14 protein-coding genes and 1 tRNA gene are annotated in these 21,965 nt (G+C 62.5%); 13 read left to right on the top strand and 2 right to left on the bottom strand.

The features are described from left to right. The first annotated feature begins 13 nt into the window (after positions 1–13). From PV375_RS10065 to PV375_RS10075, 3 genes are all read left to right on the top strand, one after another. Positions 14–1,138, top strand: a complete 1,125-nt coding sequence (locus PV375_RS10065) for an alcohol dehydrogenase catalytic domain-containing protein (RefSeq protein WP_332107194.1) — start codon at positions 14–16, stop codon at positions 1,136–1,138. A gap of 74 nt (positions 1,139–1,212) precedes the next feature. Beyond that, positions 1,213–2,697 (top strand): flavin-containing monooxygenase, encoded by a 1,485-nt coding sequence (locus PV375_RS10070; protein ID WP_230972893.1) that lies wholly within the window; start codon positions 1,213–1,215, stop codon positions 2,695–2,697. Between the two features lie 188 nt (positions 2,698–2,885). Further along, positions 2,886–3,854, top strand: coding sequence for an alpha/beta hydrolase (locus PV375_RS10075; protein ID WP_201518604.1), 969 nt, complete (start codon positions 2,886–2,888; stop codon positions 3,852–3,854). A gap of 83 nt (positions 3,855–3,937) precedes the next feature. On the opposite strand, the gene PV375_RS10080 is transcribed toward PV375_RS10075, so the two are convergent. Beyond that, positions 3,938–4,870, bottom strand: a complete 933-nt coding sequence (locus tag PV375_RS10080) for a Ppx/GppA phosphatase family protein (RefSeq protein ID WP_201518603.1) — start codon at positions 4,868–4,870, stop codon at positions 3,938–3,940. 90 nt (positions 4,871–4,960) lie between these two features. On the opposite strand from PV375_RS10080, the gene PV375_RS10085 reads away from it, so the two are divergent. The 4 genes from PV375_RS10085 (at position 4,961) to PV375_RS10100 (ending at position 13,510) form a co-directional block, all read left to right on the top strand. Further along, entirely contained in the window at positions 4,961–5,461 is a 501-nt protein-coding gene (locus PV375_RS10085; RefSeq protein ID WP_201518602.1) for an amino-acid N-acetyltransferase, read from the top strand. Positions 5,462–5,605: 144 nt separating this feature from the next. Continuing rightward, the gene (locus PV375_RS10090; protein WP_332107195.1) at positions 5,606–9,952 is read left to right on the top strand and encodes an ExeM/NucH family extracellular endonuclease; all 4,347 of its coding nucleotides are present in this window, start codon (positions 5,606–5,608) and stop codon (positions 9,950–9,952) included. A 212-nt stretch (positions 9,953–10,164) separates the two neighbouring features. After that, positions 10,165–10,803, top strand: a complete 639-nt coding sequence (locus tag PV375_RS10095) for a hypothetical protein (RefSeq protein WP_332107196.1) — start codon at positions 10,165–10,167, stop codon at positions 10,801–10,803. A 196-nt stretch (positions 10,804–10,999) separates the two neighbouring features. Further along, positions 11,000–13,510, top strand: a complete 2,511-nt coding sequence (locus PV375_RS10100; RefSeq protein WP_332107198.1) for a bifunctional metallophosphatase/5'-nucleotidase — start codon at positions 11,000–11,002, stop codon at positions 13,508–13,510. A gap of 295 nt (positions 13,511–13,805) precedes the next feature. Here the strand turns inward: PV375_RS10100 and radA are convergent, their stop codons facing one another. Next, positions 13,806–15,146, bottom strand: a complete 1,341-nt coding sequence (radA, locus tag PV375_RS10105; RefSeq protein ID WP_332107199.1) for a DNA repair protein RadA — start codon at positions 15,144–15,146, stop codon at positions 13,806–13,808. 122 nt (positions 15,147–15,268) lie between these two features. Here radA and PV375_RS10110 point away from each other — a divergent pair. The 6 genes from PV375_RS10110 to PV375_RS10135 all read left to right on the top strand — a co-directional run bounded on the left by PV375_RS10110 (position 15,269) and on the right by PV375_RS10135 (position 21,954). Continuing rightward, positions 15,269–15,356 (top strand) — tRNA-Ser (locus tag PV375_RS10110). Between the two features lie 484 nt (positions 15,357–15,840). Continuing rightward, positions 15,841–17,445, top strand: coding sequence for an ABC transporter substrate-binding protein (locus tag PV375_RS10115; protein WP_332107200.1), 1,605 nt, complete (start codon positions 15,841–15,843; stop codon positions 17,443–17,445). Then, positions 17,442–18,443: an ABC transporter permease gene (locus PV375_RS10120; protein WP_332107201.1), complete on the top strand. Its 1,002-nt coding sequence runs from the start codon at positions 17,442–17,444 to the stop codon at positions 18,441–18,443. The genes PV375_RS10115 and PV375_RS10120 overlap by 4 nt, the downstream gene beginning before the upstream one ends. Then, positions 18,440–19,285, top strand: coding sequence for an ABC transporter permease (locus tag PV375_RS10125; protein WP_332107202.1), 846 nt, complete (start codon positions 18,440–18,442; stop codon positions 19,283–19,285). The genes PV375_RS10120 and PV375_RS10125 overlap by 4 nt, the downstream gene beginning before the upstream one ends. Further along, on the top strand, positions 19,282–20,889 hold the full coding sequence (nikE, locus tag PV375_RS10130) for an ABC transporter ATP-binding protein (RefSeq protein ID WP_332107203.1): 1,608 nt from the start codon (positions 19,282–19,284) through the stop codon (positions 20,887–20,889). Before PV375_RS10125 ends, nikE begins: the two co-directional genes overlap by 4 nt. Next, on the top strand, positions 20,890–21,954 hold the full coding sequence (locus tag PV375_RS10135) for a peptidase C39 family protein (RefSeq protein WP_332107204.1): 1,065 nt from the start codon (positions 20,890–20,892) through the stop codon (positions 21,952–21,954). The last annotated feature ends 11 nt before the right edge of the window (positions 21,955–21,965 follow it).

Consider the following 21,965-nt stretch of genomic DNA (forward strand, 5'->3'; position numbering starts at 1 on the left):
CAATGGAGATGACGTGACGAACACCCGGACTATCCGTGGAGCCGTACTCAACAAGATCGGCGCCGACGCACCCTTCGCAGAATCTCGCCCGATCACGATCGACGAGCTCGAACTCACCGGCCCCGCCGAGAACGAACTGCTCGTTCGCATCGAGGCTGCCAGCATCTGTCACAGTGACCTTTCGGTTGTGAACGGTTCACGTCCCCGCCCCACCCCGATGCTGCTCGGCCACGAAGCCGCCGGTGTGGTTGAAGAACTTGGCTCGGGTGTAACCGACCTCGAAATCGGTCAGCGCGTGGTGCTCACCTTCCTGCCCCGCTGCGGCGAGTGCCGCGAATGCCGCACCGACGGCAAGCTGCCCTGCTCGGCAGGTTCGAAGACTAACGAAGAGGGTGTGCTGCTCGACGGCACCAAGCACCTCACCCGCGACGGTGAAGAGGTCAAGCACCACCTCGGCTGCTCGGGCTTTGCCACCTACTCGGTTGTCGACCGTCGCTCGGTTGTGCCCGTGGGTGCAGACGTTCCCCCGTCGATTGCCGCCGTGCTCGGCTGCGCCGTGCTCACCGGTGGTGGCGCCGTGCTCAACGCCGCCAACCTCGGCCCCGAAGACACCATCGCCATCGTCGGCCTCGGCGGTGTGGGTATGGCCGCACTGCTCACCGCGCTCGCGGTGGACAACAAGAAGGTCATCGCCGTTGACGCCAACCCCGACAAGCTCACCCTCGCTCGCGAGTGGGGTGCTGACGAAGCCTACACCTCGGCTGAGGCTGCCGAAAAGGGCATCACCGCGGATGTGGTGATCGAGGCTGTCGGCCACCCGCGCGCTTTTGAAACCGCGTTCGGCATGATCGGCTTCGGAGGCACCCTCGTCACCGTGGGGCTGCCGGCACCGGGCGCCATGAGCGAAATCGAGCCGCTCAAGCTCACCGCTCGCGCCGAAACGGTTATTGGTTCGTACCTCGGCTCGGCCGTGCCCTCGCGTGACATTCCCAAGTTTGAGCAGCTCTGGCGTGAGGGCAAGCTACCCCTCGAGCGCCTGATCTCGAACGAAATTGCCCTCGACGAGATGAACGAGGGTATGGATGCACTGTCGGCAGGCACCGTGCTCCGCCAGATCATCAAGTTTGAAAACGCCTAAATCACAACTTCAAAAACCTCATCCCATTTACTCCGCCGCCCGGTAGCCGGGCGCATCCAAGCAAAGGAATAAGAATGACCCAGCACTACCGCGTTGCAATCCTGGGTGCCGGTTTCGGTGGCCTCGGCATGGGCGCAGAACTCGTTCGCGCCGGCATCCAAGACTTCGTCATCTTCGAAAAGGCCGAAGAAATCGGTGGCGTGTGGCGTGACAACACCTACCCGGGTGCTGCTTGCGACACCCAGGCACACGTCTACTGCTACAGCTACTTCCCGCACCTGCGCGTTTCACAGATGTACGCCGCCGGTGAAGAGATGCTCGGCTACCAGAAGGCAATGGCCAAGGAGTTCGGCCTCTACGACCACACCAAGTTCAACTCGGAAATCACCGAGGCTCGCTGGAACGACGACGAGGCCTACTGGGAGCTGAAGCTCCGCAACGGTGAAACCTACACCGCTGACGTGTTCGTACCGGCCTGGGGTCAGCTGAACGCTCCCAAGACCCCGAAGTGGAAGGGCATGGAGGACTACAAGGGCATCATGTTCCACTCGGCCGAGTGGAACCACGATGTTGACCTCAAGGGTAAGAAGGTCATCTCGATCGGTTCGGCCGCTTCGGCAGTGCAGTACGTGCCCGAGATCGCCAAGGAAGTTGGTCACCTCGAGGTGTTCCAGCGCTCGGCAAACTACATCTTCCCGCGCGAGCAGATCACCTTCACCGAAGAGCAGCTCGACGCCTTCGAAGCAAACCCCGAGCTGTTCGAAGAGTCGCGTCGCGCCATCCACGAGGTGCGCGAGGCCGGTTTCGAGCGCACCCGCACCGACTCATCGGCTCAGGCTGAGGGTGCCCAGGAAGCTATCGACTACCTCAACTCGGTTATCGAAGACCCCGAGCTGCGCGAAAAGCTCACCCCGAAGTTCGAGTTCGGCTGCAAGCGCATCCTGCGCACTTCGGCCTACTACCCGACCTTCCTGCGTGACAACGTGACCCTCGTCACCGAGGCTATCGACCACTTCACCGAGAAGGGCATCGTCACCGAAGACGGCGTTGAGCACGAGGCCGACGTCATCATCTTCGGCACCGGCTTCTACTCGCAGAACTTCCAGGGCGACCTGTCGATCATCGGCCGTAACGGCGTGACCCTCGCCGACCGCTGGGGTGAAGACGACGCTGAGGCTTACGTGGGTATCACCGTGGACGGCTTCCCGAACATGTTCCTCATGTACGGCCCGAACACCAACCTGAACCACAACTCGAACATCGCCATGTTTGAGATCCAGCAGCGCTACGTTGCCGACTTCCTCGAGAAGACCAAGGACATCGAGAAGGTCTCGGCCGATGTGCGTAAGGACGTCATCGACCAGTTCAACGCCACCATGCAGGAAGAGATGAAGGGTTCGGCCTACTCGAGCGAGTGCTCGAGCTGGTACAAGAACTCGAAGGGCAAGGTCATCAACAACTGGTCGGGCACCGTTGAGGAGTACCGCGACCTCGCTGAGACCTTCAACCCTGCAGACTACGAGATGCGTTCGGGCAACGAGGTGCTCGCCAACGCCTAATGCTTCGATAGCCGACGTGATCGGATATTGAAAACGGCCGCCGGTTCATGCGCAGCGCGCGAGAACCGGCGGCCGTTACGTTCATATGAAAGATTGATGACGGCGCCCCGACGACGTCGCGCCGTCATCGCATCCGGTTGGCGGTGTTTACCCCAGCCTGATGCCGAACAGAATGAGGAGAGATCCCAATGAGTGAACTCATCGATATTGAACAGGTTGCGCCCGACCAGCGCGACGCTATCGCGGCTTTCCGTGCCGCTGGCGGCAAGTCGTTCCAGGATGCGGAGTCGGTTGCGGTTGCGCGTGAAAACTACGAAAAATCGTGCGTGGCCAATGGTTTGCCTCGCGACGAGGTGAAGATCGTTGAGGATGTGGAACTTGGCGAGGGTGACGAGCGATTCACCATCCGCGTCTACGACAACCGTGCCGAACGCAACGCCGACGACCCGGTGATTGTGTTTTTCCACGGCGGTGGCTGGGTGATCGGTTCGCGTGAAACTCACGACCCGGTGTGCCGTCGCCTGGCAACACTCACCAACCTGCCTGTGGTGGCGGTTGACTACCGCCTCGGCCCCGAGCACCGTTTCCCGGCCGCCCACCTCGACTGCAAGCGCACCGTTGAGTGGATCCGCGATAACGCGACCGAGCGCGTGTGGAACCCGCAGCGCGTGGCCACCATTGGTGACTCAGCCGGCGGCGGGCTGGCGAACGTGCTCGCGTTCGAACCGAGCCTGCTGGTGGACGGCACCACGGTCACCGCGCAGGTGCTGCTCTACCCGATGCTCGACATGAAGAACGAGACGCCCGCCTATGAGCGCATTGCCGAGGGCTTCCCACTGACCGCGAACTCGCTGCGCTGGTTTGGCGAGAACTTCCTCGCCAGCGATGCCGACCGCACCGACCCGCGGGTATCGCCGATGCTGGCCGTGAAGGCGGGGGATGCACCGCAGCCGCCGGCGTTCATCCTCTCGCTGGGTCTTGACCCCCTGGGTGAAGAAGACCTCAACTACGCGCACAAGCTGGCCATGAACGGCACCTATGTCGAGCTCGTGCACCTGCCTCGCCACGCCCACGGCTTGTTCACCTCGGCCGGCAAGATCGCCTCGGGTGAAGTGATGCTGGAGCGTGCCGCGCAGTTTATTCTGCAGCAGGCGTAGTCATTCGGGTAGCTAACGGTGGCGGGTGGCGGATGCTGGCCGCCACCGTTGTTTCCCGTCGCCGGAGGCGTTGGCGGTTTTGCTCAGCTATTGGGCAGCCGGTCGAGATAGTCGAGCAACACACCCTCACGCATCGCCCACGGCGACACATCGAGCTGTTCGATACCGAATGCCGACATCACCTCAGACAGCACAATGCCGCCGCCGACGATCTGGAACGCGCGATCGGAGGTCACGCCGGGAAGCGCCGGGCGTGATTCGGCTCGAAGCTGAGCGAGCCGCGGAATCCAGTCGTCGAGCTGCCACTTGCGCAGCGTCATCCGGTCATTCGGGCCCACCCCGTCGATTACCGAACCGGCCAGGCGGGTGAGCGAGCGCACGGTTTTTGACGAGCCGACGAAGTGGTCGGCCGGCGCCAGATCGCCAAACTTTCGTACCGCATCCGGTAGCAGTTTGCGCACGTGTTGGCGCAGCTCGGTCAGCTCACCGGCAAGTGGGGGATCGTGGTGAAAAAACTGTTTGGTGGTGCGTCCGGCGCCCAGCGGCAGCGACATTGCCAATTCGGGCAGCTCATCATCGCCCACGGCGAGTTCGAGTGAGCCGCCGCCAATATCGACCAGCATGATCCGTCCGGCTGCCCAACCGAACCAGCGCCGCACGGCCAAAAATGTGGTGCGTGCCTCATCCTCGCCCGACATCACCTGCAGATCGATGCCAAACTCTTTGCGGATGCGTTTGAGCACCTTATTGCCGTTTTTTGCTTCGCGGATGGCGCTGGTTGCCATGGGCAGCAGCTCATCAAGATTGGCGTCATCGATGAGTTTTTTTGCGTGCGCCATGGCTTCCATGATCCGTTTGACGCCGTGGTCGCTGATCGCGCCCGAGTCGTCGATGTATTGCATGAGCCGCAGCACGCGCTTTTGTGACGCCATCGGCACGGGTTTTGCCCCCGGATGCGCATCCACAATTACGAGGTGAACGGTGTTAGATCCGACGTCGAGTACTCCGAGGCGCATGGGTTCAATCGTACTCTTTGGCGCGGCGGCAACAGCGCGCGGTGCGCCAGCAAGTGCCGGTATCGACATCGCAGCGTAGAGTTGTCGTCAATGAGCGAGATTCTGGTGCGCAAGGCGGAGCTGCGCGATGTGCCGACGGTGTACGAGCTGATTCAGCCGTATGTCGACGAAAACATCGTGCTGCAAAAAGACCTCGTTGTGCTCTACGAGTCGATGCGCGACTTCGCGGTGGTCGAGGTTGATGGCCGCGTGGTCGGCTGCGGCGCGCTGCACGTGCTGTGGCGCGACCTGGGTGAGCTGCGCACTATTGCGGTTGAGCCGGGGATGCGCGGCTACGGTATCGGGTATCGGTTGGTTGAATTTTTGGTTGCGGAAGCGCGCGAAATCGGCCTGTCGCGTCTGTTCTGTCTGACTTTTGAAACGGATTTTTTTGCTCGGCACGGTTTCGAACCGGTTGCTGAACGGGTCATCGACACTGGCACCTATCGCGAGATGCTGCGCTCGCCGGATGAGGGCACGGCTGAGTTTCTGGATCTGCCGTGGGTGAAACCCAACACGCTCGGTAATACCCGCATGATTTTGAGTCTTTAACTGGACTGGGTTGCGAGCTGGCAGGCCACATTCTTTGTGCCGAACTCCTGTGGGCCACCTGTAGGTTCACTGCCGTTCACCTGGACGCTAACGCCGATCAGTAGTGTCTTCGCGTCATGACGGCCCATAGAAGGGAATATTTCGGTGCGATTTGGAAAGAAGCTGGCTGCTACGGCTGCCATTGCTGCGCTCAGTGCAGCAGGGTTCGTGGCGCTGCCGGCAAACGCGGACGGTGCTGCGGCAGCGCCCTCGACTTCGCTGGTGATCAGCGAAGTCTACGGCGGCGGCGGCAATAGCGGCGCAACCTACAAGCGCGACTTCATTGAGCTCTACAACGTGTCGGATCAGCCCATCGATCTGTCGGGCTGGCAGGTTGAGTACTTCTCAGCCAAGTCGGGCAACTCGGGCGGCGTCACCCAGCTGAGCGGCACCGTTGCGCCCGGCGACTACTACCTAATCGCACAGGCCCAGGGCAACGGCGGCACCGTCGATTTTGAATTCGACGCCGAGGGCAAGATTGCTATGGGCGGCAAAGAAGGCATTGTTGAGCTGAGCCACAACGGCACCGCAGTTGACCTCGTTGGTTGGGGTGCGGTTGCAAAGCGTTTCGAGGGCGCGCCGGCTGCGGGCACCAAGAACGCGACCTCGGCTGCGCGTACTCCGGTCACCCAAGACACCGACAACAACAAGGCCGACTTCGCAATCGGTGAGCCGACCCCGCAGAAGTCGGGCAACGCCGCAACCGAGCCCACTGAAACGCCCGAGCCGACCGGGACGCCCGAGCCTACCGGGACCCCGCAGCCCACTGACACTCCGAAGCCGACCGACCCGGCTCAGACGGTCACGCCGATCGTCGAGGTGCAGGGTGAGGGTGATAAATCGCCGCTGGGTGACCAGACCGTCACCGTTGAGGGCATCGTGACCGCCGTCTACCCGACCGGCGGCAAGAACGGTTTCTTCATCCAGGCCCCTGGCGAAGCTGACGCCACCCGCTCGAGCGGTGTGTTCATCTACGGCAGCAAGCACGCCGCCAGCGTGCAGATCGGCGACTCGGTCTCGGTCACCGGTAAGGTGAGCGAGTACTTCGGGTCGACCCAGATCAGCGCCAACAGCGTCAGCAAGCTCGAGCAGTCGCTCGGTGAAGCAACCCCCGTGAAGCTCGATGCCTGGCCGGCCACCGACGCCGAGCGTGAGCGCTACGAGGGGATGCTCCTTGAACTGTCGGGTGACTACACCGTCACCGACAACTACGGCCTGAACCGCTACGGTGAAATCGGGCTCGCCTTCGGCACCAAGCCGCTCGTGCAGCCCACCGAGGTTGGTGCGCCCGACTCGGCTGAAGCTCACGCGCAGGCCGACTACAACGCCGCACACGGCGTGCTGCTCGATGACGGTGCGACCTGGGATTACACCAAGAATGCGACCGCCCAGAACTCGCCGCTGCCGTACCTCTCGCTCGACAAGCCGGTCACCATTGGTGCCACCGCAGCCTTCGCCAAGCCTGTCGTGCTCGACTACGGACACGACGCCTGGCGTCTGCAGCCGCAGCAGCAGATTGTCGGTGCCGACTCAGAGTGGATCCCCGCAACTTTCAGCGATGTTCGTGAAGCAGCTCCGACAGAGGTTGGTGGCGACATCACCGTCGGTACGTTTAACGTGCTGAACTACTTCACCGCGCTCGGCGAACAAGAAAGCGGTTGCAAGTTCTACGCCGACCGTCAGGGCAACCCCACCACCAACAACTACTGCCGCGCTCGCGGCGCCTACAACGTCGAAAGCTTCGAGCGTCAGCAGGCCAAGATCATCGCCGCAATCAACAAGTTGGATGCATCGGTCATCGCTCTCGAAGAGATCGAAGACTCGGCCGACTTTGGTCAAGACCGCGACGCCGCTCTTGCTCATCTGGTGGAAGAGCTGAACAAGGATGCTGGTGCCGAAAAGTGGGCATATGTCGCCTCGCCCAAGAGCATCCCGGCAACCGGTGACGATGTCATCCGCACCGCTTTCATCTACCAGCCCGCCGAGGTGAGCTACGTTGATGGCTCGACCGAGATTCTTGACAACCCCAACTTCACGAACGCCCGCGCGCCGCTGGCCGCAACCTTCTCGCCGGTGGCCAAGGCCGACCAGAAGTTCGTGATGATCGTGAACCACCTGAAGTCAAAGGGTGGCCAAGGCTCGGGCGACAACGCCAGCTTCGACAAGGACGACAACCCGGCAAACAATGTTGGTGGTTGGAACGGTGACCGCACCCGTCAGGCTCAGGCGGTTGTCGACTTCGCTGCGGCACAGCAGCAGAAGCAGGGCACCGACCTGGTGTTCCTCGCCGGTGACTTCAACGCCTACACCATGGAAGACCCGGTGCAGACCATTATCAAGGCCGGCTACGTGCAGCAGGTGAGCGAGGGCGAGTACTCATACCTGTTCGGTGGCCTGGTTGGTTCGCTCGACCACGTGTTCGCCTCACCTGCCGCTGCCAAGCTGGTGACCGGCACCGACATTTGGACGATCAACGCCTACGAGCCGATCGCGCTCGAGTACAGCCGCAACAACTACAACGTGACGCAGCTGTACGCACCCGACCAGTTCCGCGCATCCGACCACAACCCGAAGCTCGTTGGGCTGCAGTTTGAGCAGGCTGAGACTGGTTCGCTGGATGTGCAGTTCTTCCGTGATCACAAGCTGAACAACAAGCTTGACGACGGTGAGCTGGAGACTGGCAGGAGCTATGTCTATGTGAAGGATGCAGACGGCAAGTGGTGGATGACCACCGATACGGACGGCACCTATCACTTCACCGGTATTGCTCCCGGTAAAGCCGAGGTGTACTTCCCGATTGCGAACCCGCGTTCGCAGTACTTCAACGAGGCTGACACCTCGCGTTTGCCGCAGACTGAAATTAAGGCGGCGGAAGCGACCTACATTGATGCAGAGACCGGCAAGACCCAGCCCGCGAAGGTTTTGTCGGGTAAGTATCCGATGGCGACCGTTGAGGTTACTGCGGATGCTCCGGCGAAGTTCGTTGCCGGCTTCTCGCAGGCGCGTGCCGTTGCGAAGGTGCTGCCGGAAGGCTCCCAGCAGGGATCGCAAGACCTCGCTGAGGTCGCGTTCTTCGACGGTACTGAGTCGGTGGATGCGAAGTTTGGTTCGGGTAACAGCGACCGTTATTACGCCGCAGACACCGATGGTTCGGAACATAAGTTCCTCGGTGACCAGATTGTGCTGCAGGTAACGGCGAAGGATGGTTACCAGGTGAAAGGCGTTATGGCGCTCGATAGCGTCAAGCCGATGGAACTCATTGAGCTGGGTGACGGCAAGTATGCGGTGAACCGTGCCGACCTGTCGGAGTCGTTTGGCCAGGTGGCGTTCACCGTGGTGGTCGCCAAGATCCCGACTGAGACGCCGACGCCGACTCCGACTCCGGAGCCGACTGTTGAGCCGACCGTGGAGCCGACTGTAGAGCCGACCGTTGAACCGACCGTCGAGCCGACTGTCGAACCGACCGTTGAACCGACCGTCGAGCCGACTGTCGAGCCGACTGTCGAACCGACCGTTGAACCGACTGTCGAGCCGACTGTCGAACCGACCGTCGAGCCGACTATCGAGCCGACTGTCGAACCGACCGTTGAACCGACCGTCGAGCCGACTGGAACGGCGGAGCCGACCGAGACTGCGGAACCGACTGAGACCGTTGACCCGGCCGAGGTGAAGCTGACCACTGACACCAGCGCATACCTGCTGCGTGGCACCGTCATCTTCCACGGTGAGGGCTTCACGCCTGGGGCAGACGTCGCGATCGAACTGCACTCGACCCCGGTCAAAGTGGCGGACGTCGTCGCTGACGAGAACGGTGAGATCAAGGGTGAGTTCAAGGTGCCGGCCGCAACTGCACCGGGCAAGCACCAGGTGGTTGCTGTCGAGTCGGAAGACAAGACCGCCACTGCCGACATCACGGTGCTCGAGCCTAAGCTCGAGGTCAACCCTGTTGAGGCTTCAGCCGTCGACTCGACAGCTGGGTTCTACGTTGAGGGCACGAACTGGCCCGCCAACACCGAGCTCTCGTTCGTGATTGCCGGCCCGAACGGCTACCGCGCCGAACTCACCGACGTGGTGACCAACAAGGACGGTGCGTTCGCGCAGCAGCTCACCTGGGCAAAGTACGACGCTGAGGGGAACCTCATCGCCAACAACCAGGAATTCCCGGCCGGCACCTACACGGTGACCGTCACTGATGGCGAATTCACTCAGGAAATCACCTTCACGGTAACGGCCAGCGACACTGAGCCGGGCCAAACTGAGCCTGGCCAGACCGACGGCGGCAAGCCCGACACCGGCAAGACCCCGTCGGGCAAGGGTGGCGTGAACTCGGTGGACGTCACCGACAAGCTCGCCAACACCGGTGCCAGCGACGTGACGCCGCTGCTGGTGGCGACCTTCGTGGTGCTCGCTGCCGGCGCTAGCCTGGTGGCACTGCGCCGCCGCAACGCCTAGCCCGCGCCAGGTGCGCAGCGCTCGATAGCGCAGCACCCATAAATCGGCAGCCGCCACTGACCAAATGGTTGGTGGCGGCTGCTGGTTTTCCAGGCACTGCCGACCGGCACCATCCGTTGGAAGTGGCGCCCGCATCCCCTGCCCGCATCCCTGCTCACATGTTCTCGGCACTGCACGCCGGAATCTCCAAAGCATCCGGGTACATTACTGCTGTGAGCACCAAACCCAGCCCCGCGGTCTACCGACGTCGTCGGATCGTGGCGCTGCTGTTGCTCGTCGCTGTGATCGCTCTCATCTGGTGGGGCGCAAGTGCAATCATTGGCTTGTTTGCGGCCGATAAACCGGATGCGGCCCCCGCTACCAACCCGCCAACAGCACCTGCAACAACACCTGAGGCCGGTAAGACCACCACGCCGGGCGACACTTCACAGCCGCAAACACCCGCCGAGCCGCAACCCTGCAAACCCGAAGACATAACCGTGACAGCGGCCACCGACGCGCGCTCATACGGGCCGGATGCTCGCCCGAAGCTCTCATTCAGCATCGAAAACACCGGTGCCAACAAGTGCACATTCAATGTCGGCACGGCCGTGCAACAGTTCCGCATCACCTCGGGTAGCGACCAGATTTGGGCCTCGACCGACTGCCAAAAAAATCCCGAAAATCAGCAGGTGTTATTGGAGCCGGGGCGCAAATTCGAATCTCCGCAGCTTGAGTGGGTGCGGGAGCGGTCAACGCCAGATACCTGCGAAGCAGAACGTCCGGCAGCGGTCGGTGGTGACTCCTATTACCACCTCAAGGTGACCGTAAACGGTGCCGAATCAGAACCGGTGATGTTCGTCCTCGAATAAGCAATATTTTCGGCACTCGAGATGAAATTGGTGGCTTGGGATGCATCCCCACAGTCGGCTGGTTGGCGCCATCGGCATGGGTAAGCCAAAGTTCCGAGTTCTTGTAACCTTCCGTTCACCTAGTTGTTGCGGGAATGTAACAGGTGACTGGGACTCTGGCTGAGTCCTGGCTGACGAATCACTGAGGAGGGGCCGAGTGGCTCACAAAAAAAATTTCGTGCGCGGCGCAGTCGCTAGCGTTACCGGTGGGCTGCTTGCCTTCGCTGGTCTCGCAGCACCCGCCTTCGCTGACGAATCCCTGCAGAACACCGAGATCATTTCTCCCGCTGCCGACCTGGCCGAGGGACAGAAGCAGATCAACATCGTTTCGTACAACGACTTCCACGGTCGACTCTCAAACCTGGAGGCTTTCGCCGCAGGCTCGTTGACCATCGCCGACAAATTCGGTGCCGAGAACACGCTGTTCGTCGCCAACGGTGACCAGGTGGGTGCCTCAGAATTTGAATCGTCGCTGCAGAACGACGACCCCACAATGGATGCCCTGACGGCACTCAGTGAGGGCAGCCAGCACTCGTTCACCGTGGGTAACCACGAATTCGACAAGGGCCAGGAAGACGCTGAGCGCATCCGTCAGAAGCTCGGCGGCACACTCCTCGCAGCGAACGTCACCAAGAGTGACGGTTCGCTGCTGATGGACGCCTACAAAATCTACGAAGTGAACGGCGTGAAGATTGCCGTCATCGGCGCGGTCACCGAATCGACCCCGTCAGGTGTCTCGCCCCAGGGCATCCAGGGACTCACCTTTGGCGACCCGGTTGCGGCCGTGAACAAGTACGCCGAAGAAATCGAGCAGGCAGGCGCCGCTGACATCATCATCGCCTCGTACCACGAGGGCGGTCCGGCGGCTGACCTCGACACCAACCTCGGCAACGAGGTGTTTTCGAAGATGGCGAAAGATACCTCCGACAAGGTCGACCTCGTACTGCACGGCCACACCCACTACGGCTACAACTACGACATCAGCGAACGTCGGGTGCTGCAGGCCGGTGAATACGGCAAGCAGGTTGGCCAGATCGTCTTCACGGTCGACGCTGACAACAAGATCGTCAAGACTGACAGCGCAGTGATCGACACCATCGCGGACAAGGCTCCGGTTTACACCCGCGACGGTCTCTCACCGCAGTCGCAGCAGGTTTACGACAAGGTCGTGGCTATCAAGGAAGCCGCCTACAGTGAGGCCGAAGTGCTCGGCGCTGAACAGATCGGTGTTGTGAACGACGAAATCACCCGCGCCTACACCTGGGCCGACGGGGCTGCAGTCAAAGACGACCGGGCGGAGGCATCGTCACTCGGTGTGCTCGTTGCCGACTCGATGTACCAGTGGGCCAACAAGAACGTTGCCGGTGGTGCTGACCTCTCGATCATGAACCCCGGTGGCCTGCGTGCCGACATCGCCGGTGACGGCGTGCTCACCTACAAGGATGCACAGACCGTGCTGCCCTTCACCAACAACCTCGCCGTTGTCACCCTGAGCGGCGCACAGCTCAAGCAGGTGTTTGAAGAGCAGTGGCAGCGCGACGCGAACGGTGAAGTTCCGAGCCGTCCCTACCTGCAGCTCGGCATCTCGCCGAACGTGTCGTACACCAGCGACTCGAGCCGCGCCGAGGGTGACCGTATCACCGGCATCACCATCGACGGCAACCCGCTCAGCATGGATGCGGAATACAAGGTTGTTATGCCCACCTTCCTCGCTGGCGGTGGCGACAACTTCCACACCCTCGCCGAGGGCTCGCTGTTTGACACCGGTTCGGTCGACCTCGACGCCTTCACCGAGTATGTGAAGGACCTGCCCGGCCAGGAACTCAAGGTTCCGACCGCACGCCCCGGTGTCGACACGGAAGGCTTCTTCACCGCCTACGGTGAGGGCCCGACCTTGAAGGCTGGCGAAGACTTCACCTTCAAGGTGAAGAACTTCAACCTGCGCTCGAAGGACTTCCTTGCGAACGAGAGCGTCGACGTGAAGATCGGCGAGCAGGTTGTTGGTACCGGCACCATCACTGGCGACACCGCTAACGGTGACGTGGTTGAGGCTGAGATCACCCTGAACATCCCGGCCGACCTCGCGGGCAAGCAGAACCTGACGCTCATCTTCAACCAGTCGGGCACCGCAGCCGTGCTGCCGCTGACCGTTGCCGAGACTGAGGATGAGGCACCCTCCATCACTGTCGACCCCGAAAAGGTGACCGTCGAGAAGTCGGCTGAGGGCATCCTCATCTCGGGTACCGGCTGGAACGCTGGCGAAGAAGTCACCCTGACCGTTACCGGTCCGGAAGGCATCAACGCACAGTTCACCGTCATGCCGAACGAGGCTGGCGAGTTCTCAGAGAACATCACCTGGGCGACCTTCGACAAGGCCACCGGTGAGGTCATCGCAGACAACCAGCCATTCCCGGCCGGTACGTACACCGTCGTTGCAACTCAGGGCGACGCCGAAGCAACCGCCACCTTCGAGGTAGTTGCTGACGAAGCCACGCCGCTGCCGAACGAGCCCGGTAAGGACGACCAGGCTGCTGGCGGTAAGACTCCCGCCGAGGGCGCCCTCGCCGCGACTGGTGCCGACAGCAACCTGCTCGTGGGCGGTATCGCCGTGGCACTGCTCATCGCAGCTACCGGCGCCACCCTCATGGCACAGCGCCGCAACGCCTAGTCTGAGCGCTCCCTAACGAGCTGCGCCCGCATCCCTGCAATCGGGGACGCGGGCGCAACTCGTTTCCGGCGGCGCGGCGCCGCGCCGTTCCGTTGTCGCGTCGCTGTCGCGCCGTCGCCGCGCCGTCGCCGCGCCGTCGCGTCGCTCGTCGCTCGTCGCCCGCCTCCACCCGCTGCCGCCGCCGTTTCTTCGCCTTCTGTGTGTGTTCGCGTCAATTGTGTGTGGCAGAACACATACAAATGACGCGAACCCACACACGAGGCGGGGTGGTGGCGTGAGTAGACAGCGCTACGAGCTAGGTGCGCTGAGCAAAGCCCGGAATCGCGGCCGCGAGAGCCTGCGCCAGGCGCCCCGCATCCGGCCCCACCGGCCCCGCAAAACCAAGCCGTCGCCCCTCGGTGATGCGCTGCTTCTCGTTCGTGACATGCCGCAGATCACCAACGAGCGACACCTCACCAAACACCGCGAGCCGATCCTCAAGCGCCGACTCAAGCTTGGCCGACGCCAACGCCGCTGCGATCGCCAAGTCTGCCGCCGGTTCGGTGAGCCGCACCCCGCCAACGGTCGACACATACACATCATGCTGCGCAAATGACAGTCCGCAGCGGCGCTCAAGCACCGCCAGCAGCATCGCCACGCGCCCCGCATCCACACCGTTGACCACCCGGCGTGGATTCGGCGCCTGCGTGGGCACCACAAGCGCCTGGATCTCCACTGGCAGCACCCGCTTGCCCTCGAGCGCCATGGTGACGCAGGTGCCCGGCACCGACCCATCCCGGTCGCTGATAAAAAGCGCCGAAGGATCCGGCACCTCACGCATCCCCTCACCGGTCATCTCAAAACACCCCACCTCGTCGGTGGGTCCGAACCGGTTTTTCAGCGTGCGCACAAAACGCAGCGCCGTCTGTCGGTCACCGTCAACATGCGCCACCACATCCACCAGATGCTCGAGCAGTCGCGGTCCGGCGACCTGCCCGTCTTTGGTGACATGACCCACAATAATCACTGGCAGCCCGCGTGATTTTGCGAGCCGAATCAGCGCCGACGCCACCTCGCGCACCTGCGAAGGCTGGCCGGCAAGCGCATCCAGCTCTGCCGAAGCGACCGTCTGCACCGAGTCGACGATGAGCAGCCGCGGCTGCACCTCATCCACATGCCCGAGCACGGTCGCCAGATCAGTTTCGCTCGCGAGATAGAGCGTGGGATGCAACGCATCGGTGCGCTCGGCACGCAGTCGCACCTGGTTCACCGACTCTTCGGCGCTCACATACAGCACCTTGGCACCCAAGCTTGCGATCTTCGAGGCCGTGTCGATCAACAGCGTCGATTTACCCACCCCGGGTTCGCCGCTGAGCAAAATCGCGGCGCCCGGAACGATCCCGCCGCCGAGCACCCGGTCGAACTCGCTGATGCCGGTTGGCCAGTGCACAGCCTGCCCCGCGTCGACTTCGGTGATGGGCTGCGCGGCGGTTGCGGGCGCGAGCGGTTCGGCGCGAAACTGCGGGCCGCCACGTGCGGCCGCGCGTTCTTCTATGGTGCCCCAGGCCTGGCACTCGGGGCAGCGGCCAACCCACTTGACGGCCTCATAGCCGCACTCGCTGCATTCGTAAGCCGGTCGCTTTCGTTTGGTTGCCATATGGCAAAGCCTATGGGGTGCCTCCGACACTGCCGCGCGATCGGTAGTGCGGGTTGGGGGATGCGCGCCAGTTTGGCAGTTCGATTTGCGCGAACGACGCGGGGCGTGTAATGTCGTCCGACGGTGACGTGTCCGAGCGGCCGAAGGTGCGACACTCGAAATGTCGTGTAGGGCAACCCCCTACCGTGGGTTCAAATCCCACCGTCACCGCCGAAAGGTAAACCCCCGCCTCCCTTGGAAACAAGCGGAAGGCGGGGGTTCTTCGTTTCCACAAGCTCGGCTTGTGAGCACTTGCTCGGCTCGTGGGCACATGTTGGCCACATTTGTCTTTGCGTGTGCCTCGAGGTAGCGCTCGTGCGCCTCGTGAAGTGCTTCACCATCACTGCGGTACACCGATATCGTTGCGGTACACCGGTATAGCGGTGTACCTCGAGGTTTGCGGTGTACCCGAGGGGGCGGGCGCGGGCTTAGAGTGTGGCGGGGGCGGGCGCGGGCTTAGAGTGTGGCGGGCGCCGGGGGGCGACGCCCGCGGCGCATTACGAACGAAGAAGCGGCGCATTGTTGCGTCGACAAGTTTTGGGTTAGTCTGTGGCAACCCTCGAGGCGAAACAGGCAAGCAACTGGGCTCTCTAGCAGCCGAGTTCGGGTCTGATGCGCTTCGCAGCCCACCAGTAGATGCAGAGGTTTCTCGGCCGTGCCCCCATCACAATTCCGACGACGCCTGCGCCGCGGCGTGGCGCTGGTGCTCGCCGCCGCATTCGCCCTGGTTGGCTGTGCACCGCCGACCGCAACCGAGGTGGGGCCAGACACTGGCGAAGAAATCTCCAGCGTAACCGCAGCTCTCCCTGGGTCAGTGTCGAGCCTGTATGTCGGGCATGAAGCCGGCATCCTCAACTACCACCTCGCCGCAATCGGGCAGGAGGGGCTCACCATGCTCGACGCCAACGGCGACGTGCAGCCGGCACTGGCCGAGTCGTGGGAGCAGCCCGACGACACCACCTACGTGTTCACGCTTCGTGACGGTGCCAAATTTCAGGATGGCAGCGATGTCACCGTCGAGGATGTGTTGTTCAGTCTCGAAACCGCCCGCGACCCCGAGCTTTCGCCAGGACTGAGCTACTACCTCACCGCTGTTGACCGCATCAGTGCCATCGGCGATGACCGCATCGAAATCACACTTAACGCACCCGACGCTGCTTTTCTCAAGAACATGTCGAGCGGCGGTGCGGGGTTTATCACCTCAAAACGGTTCTGGCAGGAGCACGACGGCAAGATTGGCAATAGCCGCTCGCTGGTTTTGGGTACCGGGCCTTATCGGGTGACTGAATTTGTTCCCGACTCGCATGTGAGTTACGAGCGTGTTGACACCTGGTGGGGTGGCGTCCCGAAGGTGAAACACCTCACCGTGAAGTTCATCCCGGATGAATCGACACGGCTGCTTGCGGCCCGTTCTGGGGAGATTGATATTGCCTTCAGCGTGCCGGTGCAGCAGAGCCGGTCGTGGCAGCAGGTGCCGAATATGCGCATCGAAAATGCGCCTGACCTCAGCTATGTGGGGCTCTATTTCAACACCACCGTGAAGCCGTTTGACGACCCGAAAGTGCGTGAGGCGTTCGCCCACTCGTTTGACCGGCGCGCGGTGGCCGAGAACCTGCTGCGGAATCAGGGCGAGGCGGCCGGCACCATCATGACTCCCGAATCACTCGCCACCGTGTACGACGCCGACGAGGCCCGCGAAAAGCTCGCCGAGGTGCCGCAGCGTGAGTTTGATCTCGACAAGGCTAAGGCGGCGTTGAGTGCCTCATCACAGCCGAACGGTTTTGAGACCGAAATGCTTGTTCCGGCCACTGGGCCGCATTTGAAACAGGCTGCTCTCGCCTATGCCGAAAACCTCGCCACGATCGGGGTCAAGCTCAAGGTGCGCGAGGTGCCGATTGAAGAATGGCTCGCGGCGGCCGATGTATCGGCCGGCTATGGCGTGAGCTATATGTGGTACTTCTCGACGCTCGGGCAGCCGGAGGAGATTTCGAGTTTCATGCTCGGCACCGGCAATGTGAGTGGGTATGAAAACTCCGAGATACAGGATTTGCTGGCGCAGGCGCTGGCAGAAACCGACACCGAAAAACGTATCGAGCTGTTGCTCAAAGTAGAAAAACTGCAGGCCGCCGACATTATTGACGTGCCGCTGTGGTGGGGGCAGTCGATCACCGCAGTCAAGATGGATCTCGGGATCCGTGATCTGTCACCGTATCGGTTCGTGAGTTGCTGGCCCGCCGCACTGTATCGGGCGGCAACATGAGCGCCGCAGCCGGCGCCACCAGGCGCAAATTTAGCGACACTTTGATGGGGATGCTCACGACCCGGCTCGTGGGGATCGCGGTGGTCTTGTTCGTGCTCACCTTCGTGGTGTTTGCACTCATGTATCTCGCCCCGGGCGATTTGGCAAAAACTCTGCTCGGTAATCGACCCGTCAATCCCGAGTCGGTGGCGGCGATCCGCGCGAAATATCACCTGGATGAACCCTTCCTCACCCAGTACGGAATCTGGCTCGGGAATGTGTTCACCGGCAATCTTGGCGATTCCATCCGCTTGCAGGTGCCGGTAACTGAGGCAATCGGTGCCCGTATCCCGACAACTTTCTGGATGTGCGCGCTCGCGTTTGTGCTGTCGGTGCTCATTGCCGTGCCGCTCGGTATTCGTGGCGCGGTGCGACCGCGAGGTGTTGTCGACCGGGTGGGTTCTTGGCTGGCGGTGTTGGGCATTTCAGCGCCGACCTTCGCCGTGGGTGTGCTGCTGCTGTACGTGTTTTCGTACTATCTGCCGATCTTCCCGGTGTACGGCACCGGTGACGGGTTTGTTGACATGCTGTATCACCTCATCCTGCCCGCGTTTTCGTTGACCGTGGGGCTGGCAGCGATTCTGCTCAAGCTGACCCGCACTGCCATGGTTAGTGCGCTGGCATCCGACTATGTGACGGGGATGCGTGCCCGCGGAATTCCTGAACGGCAGGTTGAGCGGGTGGCGCTTCGCAATGCCGCCATGCCGATCATCACCGCGGCGAGTCTCGTGCTCACTTTCCTAGTGGGTGGCACGCTGCTGGCCGAGACCACGTTCGCGTTGCCGGGGCTCGGGAAGCTGCTGGCCGATTCGGTGATGTTTAAAGACATCCCGGTGGTGCAGGCAGCCACGCTGTTGATTGCCGCGCTAATCGCCGTGATCGCGCTGCTGGCCGATATCGCTTTTTGGCTGCTCGACCCGCGTCAGCGCAGCCCTCGTGAGCGGAAGGGTCGGGCATGAGCGCACCCAAGACGAAAATATTGACGGTTCCAGCGGTGCAGGGGCGCCGCCTGCCAATTGTGGCGTTGGCTGTGCTGGCGGTGGCGGCTTTTTTGGCGATCTTTGGCAACCTCATCGTGCCGGATGCAACGAAACAGGATTTGCTTGCCGGTGCGGTACCGCCGTTGAGCTATCAGCATCCACTTGGCACCGATGATCTTGGCCGGGATGTGTTGAAACTTGCGGTTGGCGGTGCGGCTTCGGCGCTGGTGGGGCCGGTGCTGGTGGCGCTCGGGTCGATGGTGCTCGGGATGCTGCTTGGCAGCCTCGCGGGGTATGAGCGCGGCTGGGTCGACACGGTGATCGGACGCTGGACCGATCTGCTGCTGGCGCTGCCCGTGCTGCTTTTGGCGCTGGTGGTGGGCGGTATTCTCGGCACGAACTACTGGATTACCGTGCTGCTACTCATCGTGCTGTTCTCGCCCAGCGATATTCGGATTGTACGTGCGGGGGTGCTCGACCAGTCGACGCGCGCCTATGTTGAAGCGACGAAGATGCTCAATCTGTCGCGCTGGCGAATTATGTTCCGGCACGTGTTGCCAAATGTGTTGCCGCTGATCATCACCAACACGATGCTGAATGTGACGTTTGCGCTGGTGTCGTTCTCGTCGCTGTCGTTTTTGGGGGTCGGCGTGCCGAGCGACGCCGCCGATTGGGGGCGGCAGCTTGCCGACGGCCGCCACCTGATTTTTGAAAACCCCGCCGCCGCGCTCGTGCCGGCGCTGCTGATTATTGCGGTGGCGATGGCCGCGAATGTGGTGGGTGACTGGTTGGGCGAGAAGCTGGAACGAGGTCGGGCATGAACTCGGTGACACCATCCGCTGCCACGATCGCTATCGAACGGCTCGCGGTGAACGGGCCGCAGGGCGGAGTGATTGTGCATCCCTGGAGCGCCGAGGTGGGCAGCGGCGAAACGCTCGCGCTCATTGGCGAGTCGGGGTCGGGTAAAACACTCTCGGCAAAAGCGCTGATCGGGTTGCTTGCTCCGGGGCTTTCGGCCAGCGGTGCACTGCTGGTGAACGGCACTCGCTATCCGCTGGCACAGGCTGAAGGTGACTGGCAGCCGCTGCGAGGTCGACTGGTGACGATGGTGCTGCAGGATCCGTTTACGGCGCTGAGCCCGGTGCACCGCATCGGCGAGCAGATCGGTTGGACGATCGACGCCCACGTCGGGAAGCTTTCGCGCCGGCAGCGAACCGACCGCATCCGCGCCGCCCTCGAAGAGGTGCGGCTGCCGGCCGAAACCGCCGAGCAATATCCGCACCAGCTTTCGGGCGGGATGCGGCAGCGCGCCGCCATTGCGGCCGCGCTTGCCTCGCAGCCGCAGCTGGTGATTGCTGATGAACCGACCACCGCATTGGATGCATCCAATCAGGCCGGCATTCTTGAGCTGCTTGACCGGTTGGGGCGTGAGCGTGGCATTGCGGTGCTGCTCATCACTCACGACCTCGGCGTTGTGCGTGACTATGCCGACCGGGTGCTGGTGATGCGGCAGGGTGAAATTGTCGAGCGGGGGAACGCCAGCGAGCTGTTTACTGCGCCGAAGCACGAGTACACTCGCTCGCTGCTTGCCGCCGACCCGGTGACCGCGATGCGTAACGGTGACCTCGTGGGTGCTGCCGGCGCCGCGGATGCGGCCGAGATACCGGTGTTGCGTGCCAGCGGGGTGACGAAGTCGTTTGCCGGCCGGCCCGTGTTGCGTGGTGTCGATTTTGAGGTGCGCGGCGGTGAAATCGTGGGCCTGGTGGGTGAGTCGGGCTCGGGTAAGTCGACCCTGATGCGCTGTATCGCCGGTCTCGAGCTCGAGGATGCGGGCCGCATCGAATTCGACGGGGTGCCGGTGCGGCCGGGGCGGCGCGACCGCACCCCCGAGATGGCGCAGATCGTTTTTCAGGATCCCTATTCGTCACTCAACCCGATGTTCACCGTTGGTGACACGCTGCGTGAGGCGCTTCGGGTGGCGAACCGTCCGCTGAGTGATGCCAGCGAGCTACTTGAGCAGGTGGGACTGTCTGCTGATTATTTGCGGCGCCGACCGGCTTCGCTTTCGGGCGGTCAACGGCAGCGGGTGGCAATCGCCCGCGCGCTGGCACCGCGGCCAAAACTGCTGATCTGCGATGAATCGGTATCGGCGCTGGATGTGTCGGTGCAGGCAAAAATCCTCGAGTTGCTGCGGCGATTGCGGGATGAAACCGGGCAGGCGATTGCGCTGATTTCGCACGATCTCGGCGTGGTGCTGGCGGTAACCGATCGGGTTGCGGTGCTGCGCGACGGGGTGGTGGTTGAGTCGGGGCGCTCGGCGGAGGTGTTCGGCAACCCGCAGCATGACTACACCAAGCAGTTGGTATCGGCGGCGCTTGGCCGCCAGTCGCGAGATGATGGTGACCTCGAAGTGAAGGAGCCCTAGGTGGAACTACAGACACTGCCACTGAATGACACCCCCACTACAGAACAGCTGGCACCGGTAGCGGAATTGACCGGCGGTGTGCTCACCGACGTCTGGCAGCGCTCGCGGCACCCGTATTCGCCACAGCTGCACCTGGGCGAGGGCGTGGCGTTTTTAACGATGCGACGCGCGCACACCGCGGTGACCAAGGTTGTGGCCTCAGCATGGCGAGAATCTGCCGACATTGATGGCGCGGTTGCTGCGCTCGTTGAGTACGGTCGCGAGCGCGGGGATGCGCGGCTGCTGTGGGAGATCCCGGCGACGCCAGCGCATCCTGAAAATATTCGCGAGGTGCTCACCCGTGCCGGTGGTTGGCAGCTGCGGGCACCCTATGCATCCGCTGATGGCACCGAAAATGTTGCGGGATGGGCGCTCGCTGCGGGTGGTGGCCGTCACCCCGAACCGCCGTACTATGCCCAAACCACCGACTTCACCTGCGGGGCGGTAGCGGCGCTGCTGACGGTGAACCACCTCGCCGGCGGCGGACTTGACGGCGTGAACCGGCAGGACGACCGGCGCACCGAGCTCGCGTTTTGGCGGCGCGCCACGAACATGCCGGCGATCGACCCTTGCGCGCTGCTCGTGGAGCTAGCTGCCGAGCTGCCCGAGCACAAGGTGTCGCTGACGATTTCACAGGACGGGCCGGTGCTGCTTGAGGGCAGTGACGGGTTCATGCGCGAATCGAAGGAGCTGCTGCAGCGCGAGGCCAGGATACAGGCAGAGCAGGCCGGGTTGCCGATCGTGACGGAGTGGCAGTCGGTGTCGTCGCTGGTTGCGGCACTGCAGGACGGTGCGGTTGCCATCGTGCTGATTGACGAGGTGCCGATGCACAATGATCCGACCCCGCACTGGGTGATCGCGCATGCGGCAGACGATCGCTATATCTACATCCAAGACCCGTGGATTAACGCGCCCGAGGGCGAGACCTGGCTTGACGGGCACGATCTGCCGATTGCGCTTGACGAGTTTGACGCCATGGCGCGCTGGGGAGACCCCGCCTACCGGGCCATCATCGAGGTTCGTTGAGGCTGCGGCTC

Origin of the sequence: Gulosibacter sp. GYB002 (assembly GCF_036577665.1) — a bacterium.
GTDB lineage: Bacteria > Actinomycetota > Actinomycetes > Actinomycetales > Microbacteriaceae > Gulosibacter > Gulosibacter hominis.

Bases quoted from the DNA above. Each gene is read 5' to 3' on its own strand.
- PV375_RS10070 (WP_230972893.1), top strand. From the start codon at position 1,213: ATGACCCAGCACTACCGCGTTGCAATCCTGGGTGCCGGTTTCGGTGGC.
- PV375_RS10075 (WP_201518604.1), top strand. From the start codon at position 2,886: ATGAGTGAACTCATCGATATTGAACAGGTTGCGCCCGACCAGCGCGAC.
- PV375_RS10080 (WP_201518603.1), bottom strand. From the start codon at position 4,870: ATGCGCCTCGGAGTACTCGACGTCGGATCTAACACCGTTCACCTCGTA.
- PV375_RS10085 (WP_201518602.1), top strand. From the start codon at position 4,961: ATGAGCGAGATTCTGGTGCGCAAGGCGGAGCTGCGCGATGTGCCGACG.
- radA (WP_332107199.1), bottom strand. From the start codon at position 15,146: ATGGCAACCAAACGAAAGCGACCGGCTTACGAATGCAGCGAGTGCGGC.
- PV375_RS10120 (WP_332107201.1), top strand. From the start codon at position 17,442: ATGAGCGCCGCAGCCGGCGCCACCAGGCGCAAATTTAGCGACACTTTG.
- PV375_RS10125 (WP_332107202.1), top strand. From the start codon at position 18,440: ATGAGCGCACCCAAGACGAAAATATTGACGGTTCCAGCGGTGCAGGGG.
- nikE (WP_332107203.1), top strand. From the start codon at position 19,282: ATGAACTCGGTGACACCATCCGCTGCCACGATCGCTATCGAACGGCTC.